7 protein-coding genes are annotated in these 7,722 nt (G+C 55.6%); 2 read left to right on the forward strand and 5 right to left on the reverse strand.

What is annotated here, in order from left to right; all coding sequences use genetic code 11:
• Positions 1 to 111: 111 nt before the first annotated feature.
• The 5 genes from PMI26_RS04470 to PMI26_RS04450 form a co-directional block, all read right to left on the reverse strand.
• Positions 112 to 570, reverse strand: a complete 459-nt coding sequence (locus tag PMI26_RS04470) for an REP-associated tyrosine transposase (protein WP_007978935.1) — start codon at positions 568 to 570, stop codon at positions 112 to 114.
• Between the two features lie 153 nt (positions 571 to 723).
• On the reverse strand, positions 724 to 1,950 hold the full coding sequence (locus PMI26_RS04465) for a multidrug effflux MFS transporter (RefSeq protein WP_007978937.1): 1,227 nt from the start codon (positions 1,948 to 1,950) through the stop codon (positions 724 to 726).
• Positions 1,943 to 2,908 carry a diiron oxygenase gene (locus tag PMI26_RS04460; RefSeq protein WP_007978939.1) on the reverse strand — a complete coding sequence of 322 codons (966 nt, stop codon included), beginning with the start codon at positions 2,906 to 2,908 and terminating at the stop codon, positions 1,943 to 1,945. The genes PMI26_RS04465 and PMI26_RS04460 overlap by 8 nt, the downstream gene beginning before the upstream one ends.
• 5 nt (positions 2,909 to 2,913) lie before the next feature.
• Positions 2,914 to 3,984 (reverse strand): SagB family peptide dehydrogenase, encoded by a 1,071-nt coding sequence (locus PMI26_RS04455; RefSeq protein ID WP_007978941.1) that lies wholly within the window; start codon positions 3,982 to 3,984, stop codon positions 2,914 to 2,916.
• A gap of 392 nt (positions 3,985 to 4,376) precedes the next feature.
• Positions 4,377 to 5,573 carry a class I SAM-dependent rRNA methyltransferase gene (locus PMI26_RS04450; RefSeq protein ID WP_007978942.1) on the reverse strand — a complete coding sequence of 399 codons (1,197 nt, stop codon included), beginning with the start codon at positions 5,571 to 5,573 and terminating at the stop codon, positions 4,377 to 4,379.
• A 280-nt stretch (positions 5,574 to 5,853) separates the two neighbouring features.
• Here PMI26_RS04450 and PMI26_RS04445 point away from each other — a divergent pair, with 280 nt between their 5' ends.
• A complete protein-coding gene (locus PMI26_RS04445; RefSeq protein WP_007978943.1) occupies positions 5,854 to 6,723 on the forward strand; it encodes an HDOD domain-containing protein in 870 nt (289 codons plus the stop codon).
• Positions 6,724 to 6,765: 42 nt separating this feature from the next.
• Positions 6,766 to 7,578 (forward strand): bifunctional DNA-formamidopyrimidine glycosylase/DNA-(apurinic or apyrimidinic site) lyase, encoded by an 813-nt coding sequence (gene mutM / locus PMI26_RS04440; protein WP_007978946.1) that lies wholly within the window; start codon positions 6,766 to 6,768, stop codon positions 7,576 to 7,578.
• Positions 7,579 to 7,722 lie beyond the last annotated feature (144 nt).

Raw genomic sequence — 7,722 nt, forward strand, 5'->3', positions numbered from 1 at the left:
AACCACTACAGCCTGCTCGCGAAAAACCTGAGAGCGCCGCGGGGTACCAGGTTTCCCGCGTTATCGTTGACGACCATCGCGAGCAGGCTCGCTCCTACGGTGATTTGTGCGTCAGAGCCAGATGGCGTCCCAGAGTGGGTAGCCGCCGATATGGTCGACGAGGCCTGCGCGTAGGGGGTTGGCGATGATGTATCGGGCAATGGCTTTCAGATCTTCCTCGCGACGCAGGGCTCGGTCGAAGTAGCCCTTTTGCCATACAGGAGCATGTAGATCCCGTTTCTGATTGATGAGGCGTGTGCAGCGAGATTTGGTGGCTTGCACCAGTTTCGGTAAATCGCCGTTGTGCAATTCAATCAGCCAGTGGAAGTGATCCGGCATGATTACCCAGGCTATAGACGTGGCATAGCCAGCTTCCTGAGCCCTCTTGAACTCGTGCACCAAAAAGCGGCCAGTGCGCCAATCCTGGAAGAATGGTTGTCGTTCATGGGTGACAGCGGTCAGGTGATAGATGCGACCGAATTGCGAGTGCCGACCTGTGCGTAATCGATGGGCTTTTGGCGTGTTGGACATTCCGTTGTCCTCTTCGGTGATGGGAAGAGAAAACGGTAGGCGTGGTGTGGGAGGTTGTCGCTTCGGCAGTGGATCAGGATGTGTCCTGCACCTGTAGGAGCGAGCCTGCTCGCGATGAAATCGAAGACGCCGCGGGGTATCAGGTTTCCCGCGTTATCGTTGACGACCATCGCGAGCAAGCTCGCTCCTACAGGAAGGGCGGCGATTGATCAGGGTATTAAGGCCGAGCGCCACCGCGCTGAGCAGCAGGAACGCCAGTGCCAGGGTCGTTTGCAGATCTATACCACTTAGATTGATCAATGCGCTGGTCAAGCCGCCAAAAATGAAAACCAGTGTGTTCCCGGCCGACGCCGAAGTGCCGGCGTTGTCCGCAAACACGTCCATCGCTTTGGATGTGGCAATGGGGCGGGCAATGGTCGTGCCGGCGGTGCAGATGATCATCGGCACCAATACCGTCAGGGTCGAAAGTCCAAGCCTGCTTGCGAGTAAAAGCATCACCACTCCCGAGAAGAAAATCAGGCCCAAGCCGACGATGATTTGAGTATTGGGTGTTATCCGGCTGGAAAGCATCCGGGCGGCGATGCCTCCAATGATATAAGCCGCGCCATAGAGCAGAAGGGTCAGGGAGAATGCATAGGGCGACATGCGTAGCTGATCCATGAAGATCAACGGCGAAACGACGATAAAGGAAAAATGGCAGGTAAAAGCGATGGCCGCGATTAACCAATAGCCCAAGAAGCTCGCATTGCCACACACCCGACGATAGGCGTGGAAAATGTTTTGGCGTGAGGTCACGGCAGGTCGCTGGTCTTCCAGCATGAAACACGCCTTCAGAAACACGACGACGGCCAAGGCTATAAACAGGAAAAAGCTACCGGGCCAATCAAGTGCTTGCTGCAAGACACTGCCCAACAACGGCGAGACGGAAATGAATACCCCGCTGGCCGTGACCATCAGAATCCGCAGCCGATCCCGCTCCTTGCCTTCAAACAGATCCTGGACTAGCGCCTGCGACAGCACGAAGCAACCGCAGCCGATGGCCTGGACCACGCGGAACACCAGGAACCCTTCGAGTTCGGTGGTCAGCAGGCAGCCGGCGGCTCCCACGATCGAAACCGCCATACCTGCCAAGAGCAGACGTTTGCGGCCGATAGTGTCCGAGAGCGGTCCGATCACCAGTTGGGAAAGAGAGAGGCCGATGGCAAACAGGCTGATGGATAGTGCGATGTTGGAAGGCGTGGTCTGGAAGTGTTTCGCCAGCGCGGGGAAGGAGGGCAGCAAAACGTCCAGGGGGAAGACGCCGAGTAATACCATCGTCATTAATAGAACAACCGCTGCCCGGCGCTTTTTTGCACTTACCGCATATTTTTCATCATTCATCAATAAGCCCTGCTTGGGAGAACAGTTGCCTATTGGTAGGCAGGTCAAAGAACCCAGCCTCTTTCAATGCTTGAAATGTGGCGCTGGCACTCGATCGGATGCGAAGAAGACGAGCGTGCTCGTCCGACATACAAGCAATAATTTGTGCAACTGACTTTTCGCTAAGGCCGACGCTGCGTAGGCTCCCGCTGAGCCAGCATTCATCTGTTTCAAAGAAAATAAGCAGAATCTCTATGAGCAGCTTGGCGGCTTCTGCGCGCTGAACGCCGCTAAAGTTCTGCCAAAAATAATGAAACACTTCGCAGAAGTAGCGACTGTGTCGCGCCTCGTCAGCGAGATGGTCTCTGAGCATTTCCTGAACGGTGCTCACCAAAGCATCGCGGCAAGCCTCGAGCAGCTCCTTGGCGATAATCGTTTCCGAGACGAAGCCCACAAGAAACCACACCAATGCTTTGTGCTTGGTCGATGTGCGATCGATCAGTTCATTCAGTCGGGTTATTCGTAGGGGCATGACCGGCCGGTCAGTCATGCCATAAAGGTCCGCAATCTGTTCGGCAAGATTACTGGAGAACAGCGCGTGATAGCCTTCATCAGTGTATAGCTGCAGTGCAGCTGTTTTCATCCTTGTAGGAATAGCAATGCCCAGTTCGTCGTGGGCGATGATTTCAACTGATCGGTTGACGATGCGGTGTTCAAGCAAGGTAGTGTAGTCAAGAAAGTGCACCAAATGGTTAGCAGAAAGGCGTTGAGCGATTGCTTTGTTTTTTGCTTTGATCGCTGGGTGATTTAGATAGAAAAGAAAGGCCGGTGGAAACCAATATCGAGTTTCTAGTTGTTCATTTAAGTCTGAGGGTAATAGATAGCAGTGCTCACTGCTTCTGACTGAGGATCGTGTGTTCCAGTCACCAAGGGTGAAACGGCGGGCCCACATGATGCGGTCGTTTGGGGAGCTGTTCATTGCCCCTACTCCTGCGCAGTTAGCAGCGATTTCAACTCTTTGCACATCACTTGCCCGTCACTCTTGCCGCAACCAACAAAAAACAACACTTGCTCTGGACTATCTTCCAACCCCAACAACGCTTCCACCTGATCATCTGTCAATGCGCCGGTCAACCAAGTCTTCAACCCCAGTGCGGTGGCTGCTAGTTGGAATGTCTGGGAAATATGGCCAGCTTCGATGTAAGCCATTCGATAGGCTCGCGAGTGCTCATATTTCCACCAAAGCTTGTCGAATCTACAGGTTATGAACAATCCAACTGGCAGGTTATTGATGAAGTGTTGCCCGGATAGAAGATGCCCTAACGGTTGATCGGGCAAATGGTTGACGAAGCTCAGCGCGTGCACCGTGGGATGATAGGCGTAGAAACCGTTTTTAAGACCAACCACGTTTTGAACCTGAAGAAAGCCTTCACAGGCATTTAGCCCACCACCAGATGGACTGCTTCGCCGGGCTCCGAGGCCTTCGGCAGTGCTTTCATCGATTTCGTTTTCGCGCTCATGCAAATATCCGAGGGTCAGGTAAAGAAGTGTACTGATGATCTCTAGTGAAATAGCTTCACCTGTGAAAGTGCGGCAGGTTTTTCGTTCAATCAGAACGTTTGCTAGGGAGCGCTCCGGCAGGCAAGAAGGGAATGGTAGGGCAGTTAGGTCGCGAGCCAAGCATTCCGCGACTCTGGTTGGAGGGGGGGAGGTGTTGAGGACGTTTGTACAATGATCGAGATATAGGGTTGACCATTCATGGATATCTTGCGGAACGTGATCGCAAGGGATGTTCTTGGTGCCAATATGGAATATTTTTGATAGTTCATCCCAGCCCCATTTTGTGTGGGTGGACTTGGTGTTTGTAAGGATTCCTGCACTAAAAAGTTGAGAGTCAATTTCATTTGAGTCGTTGAAGTTGTTTGGGTTTTTGATTAGCTCGGCAAGTCGGGTTGAATACTCAAGGTTGAGTTCAAACTGTTTGTGATTTTTGTAATCCCAGATTATTTGGTTGGGGGTGCGCGGAAGTATGAATACATGAGGGTTTATTTGCATGTTAATTGATTCTCTGGGTGGTGCCCTGTAAAGCGCTGAGTAGCCGGCACTCCCCAGCGCTTCATTTACTTATCAGGCTTTCTTGGAAACCAGAAAAGCCAAGTTTGCAATGTGGGAAGCTTCCAGAGTAATTGTTTTCATGGTTGGAACTCCTTGTGATTTAAGTAAATGTCACTTCGTAGTGACAGCTCAATCATAGGTGTCGGTGATATTTTTTCAAGAGGATGTTGAGTAAGAATATTCTAATAATGTTGTCGGAAAGGTCCTACATATTAATTGGCTTTGTAGTTTTTGAATAAATAACAATAACGTAGCGTACCGCTAGGGGGGAGGCGAGAAGTTTTGTATGTGTTTTGGGGGGCAAGTCGCTCCCCCCCAATAAAATGGTGCAATCAGCTGTTTGGCAACAACCGGCAAGTAATGCTCTTGATGTAACGAGTCTCGGCAATCGCCGGGTGCACCGGATGATCAGGCCCCTGGCCGCCACGTTCCAGCATCTGGATATTGCGGTCCAGGTGGCGGGCGCTGGTGAGCAGGATGTTCTGCAGGTCGTCTTCCGGCAGGTGCATCGAGCACGATGCGCTGACCAGGATGCCGTCCTTGGTGAGCAGGCGCATGGCTTGTTCATTCAGGCGGCGGTAGGCGCCTTCGCCGTTTTTCATGTCTTTCTTGCGTTTGATGAACGCCGGCGGGTCGGCCACGATCACGTCGAAGCGTTCTTCGCTGGCTTTCAGTTCTTTGAGGGCTTCGAACACGTCGCCTTCGATGCAGGTCATTTTCTCGGCGAAGCCGTTCAGCGCGGCGTTTCGCTCGACTCCGTCAAGGGCGAAGGCCGAGGCATCGACGCAGAACACTTCGCTGGCGCCGAACGCGGCAGCCTGTACGCCCCAGCCGCCGATGTAGCTGTACAGGTCCAGCACGCGTTTGCCTTTGGCGTACGGCGCCAAGCGTGCGCGGTTCATGCGGTGGTCGTAGAACCAGCCGGTTTTCTGGCCCTGGATGACCGGTGCTTCGAATTTCACGCCGTTCTCTTCCAGTGCGACCCACTCCGGCACCAGGCCGAACACGGTTTCGACGTAGCGGGTGAGGCCTTCGGCGTCACGGGCGGCGGAGTCGTTCTTGAACAGGATGCCGCTTGGCTTGAGCACTTGGGTCAGCGCCGCGATCACGTCGTCTTTATGGGCTTCCATGGTCGCCGAGGCGATCTGCACCACCAGGATGTCGCCGAAACGGTCGACCACCAGGCCTGGCAGCAGGTCGGAGTCGCCGTAGACCAGGCGATAGAACGGCTTGTCGAACAGGCGCTCGCGCAGGGACAGGGCCACGTTCAGGCGGTGCACCAGCAGCGATTTGTCCAGCGGCAATTTGATGTCGCGCGACAGCACGCGGGCGCAGATCAGGTTGTTCGGGCTCATGGCAACGATGCCCAGCGGCTTGCCGCCGGCGGCTTCAAGGATCGCCTGGTCGCCGGCCTTGAAACCGTGCAAAGGCGTAGCGGCTACATCGATTTCGTTGCTGTAGACCCACAAATGACCGTTGCGCAGACGACGGTCGGCGTTGGCTTTGAGGCGCAGGCTAGGCAGGGACATGTCGTCGCTCCGGAAAAAAGAGCGGGAGTATAGCGTGTTGAGACCCAGGATTGGCCTGCAAGTGGACATGTGGCGAGGGGGCTTGCCCCCGTTGGACGGCGAAGCCGTCCTGATATTGGTAAATGCGGTGCATCAGACAAACTGGATTCACCGGTTTTGCGGCTGCTGCGCAACCGAACGGGGGCAAGCCCCCTCGCCACGGAGACTTGTCTTGCGATTTGGTATGTCGGATCCAACTTCATAAAGGTTAGAATCGCCGCCTGACCCAGAGTGTGTACCTATGTCCCAAGAGCTGACTTCCGAACAGATCCAACAAGCCCTGCAGGGCATCAGCGTACCGGCCCAGCCGCAGATCATGGTGGATTTGCAGATGGAGCAGTACATGCCCGACCCGGATCTGGAAGTCATTGCCAAGCTGATATCCCAGGATCCGGGCCTTTCCGGTTCCCTGCTGAAGATCGTCAATTCGCCGTATTACGGGCTGAGCAACAAGATTGCCTCGATCCAGCGCGCGGTCAATCTGCTGGGCAGCCGCTCGATCATCAACCTGATCAATGCGCAGTCGATCAAGGGTGAGATGAATGACGACACCATTGTCACCCTGAACCGTTTCTGGGACACCGCTCAGGACGTGGCCATGACCTGCCTGACCCTGGCCAAGCGCATCGGCGTTGAAAATGGCGACGAAGCTTATGCCCTGGGCCTGTTCCACGACTGCGGCGTGCCCTTGATGCTCCAGCGTTTCCCCGACTACATGGGGGTTCTGGAGCAGGCCTATGCCAACGCCAGCGCCGAATGCCGGGTGGTGGACACGGAGAATCAGGTGTTCAATACCAATCACTCGGTGGTCGGTTATTACACGGCCAAGTCCTGGCGTCTGCCGGAACACGTGAGCGCGGCGATCGCCAATCATCACAATGCGTTGGCGGTATTCAGCGATGAGACTTCGTGCAACAGTTCGTTGAAGAACCTGTTGGCAATCCTGAAAATGGCCGAGCACATTTGTGCGTCGTATCGGGTACTGGGCAATCAGACCGAAGATCACGAGTGGAACAGTATCGCGCCGCTGGTGCTCGATTATGTCGGCCTCTCGGACTACGACTTCGAGACCCTCAAGCAGACGATCCGCGACCTCGGCACTCATCGCTGAGTGTCGGCCCTTCCCAGGCCATGCGCCTGATCCGAGAGCACCATGCCTGAATTGCCAGAAGTCGAAACCACCCGTCGCGGCATCGCGCCGTACCTGGAAGGCCAGCGCGTCAACCGGGTGATCGTGCGTGATCACCGTCTGCGCTGGCCGATCCCCGAGGACCTCGATGTGCGCCTGTCCGGCCAGCGCATCGTATTGGTGGAGCGGCGCGCCAAGTACCTGCTGATCAACGCCGAAGTCGGCACCTTGATCAGCCATTTGGGCATGTCAGGCAACTTGCGTCTGGTGGAGGCCGGGTTGCCGGCGGCCAAGCATGAGCATGTGGACATCGAACTGGAGTCGGGCCTGGCCCTGCGTTACACCGACCCGCGGCGCTTCGGCGCCATGCTCTGGAGCCTCGATCCGCTCAATCACGAATTGCTGATTCGCCTGGGGCCGGAACCGCTGACCGACCTGTTCGACGGCGAGCGCCTGTTCCAGCAGTCCCGTGGCCGTTCGATGGCGGTCAAGCCGTTCATCATGGATAACGCGGTGGTGGTGGGCGTGGGCAATATCTATGCGACCGAAGCGTTGTTCGCCGCTGGAATCGACCCGCGTCGTGAAGCCAAGAGCATTTCCCGTGCGCGGTATTTGAAACTGGCCATCGAGATCAAGCGCATCCTGGCGGCTGCCATCGAGCGTGGCGGTACTACATTGCGGGACTTTATCGGTGGTGACGGTCAGCCTGGTTATTTCCAGCAGGAACTGTTCGTGTACGGCCGTGGTGGCGAACACTGCAAGGTCTGTGGCACGGGGCTGCGGGAAGTGAAGCTGGGGCAGCGCGCCAGCGTTTTTTGCCCGCGTTGTCAGAGCTGATCGTGAGTTATAGCTTCAGTGAGGCTGATGACGCTTTCGCGAGCAAGCCCGCTCCCACAGGGGATTTGTGTACGGCGCAGGTCCCCTGTGGGAGCGGGCTTGCTCGCGAAGAGGCCCGAAAGAGCGCTGAAAGCCTGAAAATCA

Origin of the sequence: Pseudomonas sp. GM33, from assembly GCF_000282295.1 — a bacterium.
GTDB lineage: Bacteria > Pseudomonadota > Gammaproteobacteria > Pseudomonadales > Pseudomonadaceae > Aquipseudomonas > Aquipseudomonas laurylsulfatiphila.

Excerpts from the sequence above, each read along its gene's own strand:
- PMI26_RS04470 (WP_007978935.1), bottom strand. The coding sequence starts at position 570 with ATGTCCAACACGCCAAAAGCCCATCGATTACGCACAGGTCGGCACTCG.
- PMI26_RS04465 (WP_007978937.1), bottom strand. The coding sequence starts at position 1,950 with ATGAATGATGAAAAATATGCGGTAAGTGCAAAAAAGCGCCGGGCAGCG.
- PMI26_RS04460 (WP_007978939.1), bottom strand. The coding sequence starts at position 2,908 with ATGAACAGCTCCCCAAACGACCGCATCATGTGGGCCCGCCGTTTCACC.
- PMI26_RS04455 (WP_007978941.1), bottom strand. The coding sequence starts at position 3,984 with ATGCAAATAAACCCTCATGTATTCATACTTCCGCGCACCCCCAACCAA.
- PMI26_RS04450 (WP_007978942.1), bottom strand. The coding sequence starts at position 5,573 with ATGTCCCTGCCTAGCCTGCGCCTCAAAGCCAACGCCGACCGTCGTCTG.
- PMI26_RS04445 (WP_007978943.1), top strand. The coding sequence starts at position 5,854 with ATGTCCCAAGAGCTGACTTCCGAACAGATCCAACAAGCCCTGCAGGGC.
- mutM (WP_007978946.1), top strand. The coding sequence starts at position 6,766 with ATGCCTGAATTGCCAGAAGTCGAAACCACCCGTCGCGGCATCGCGCCG.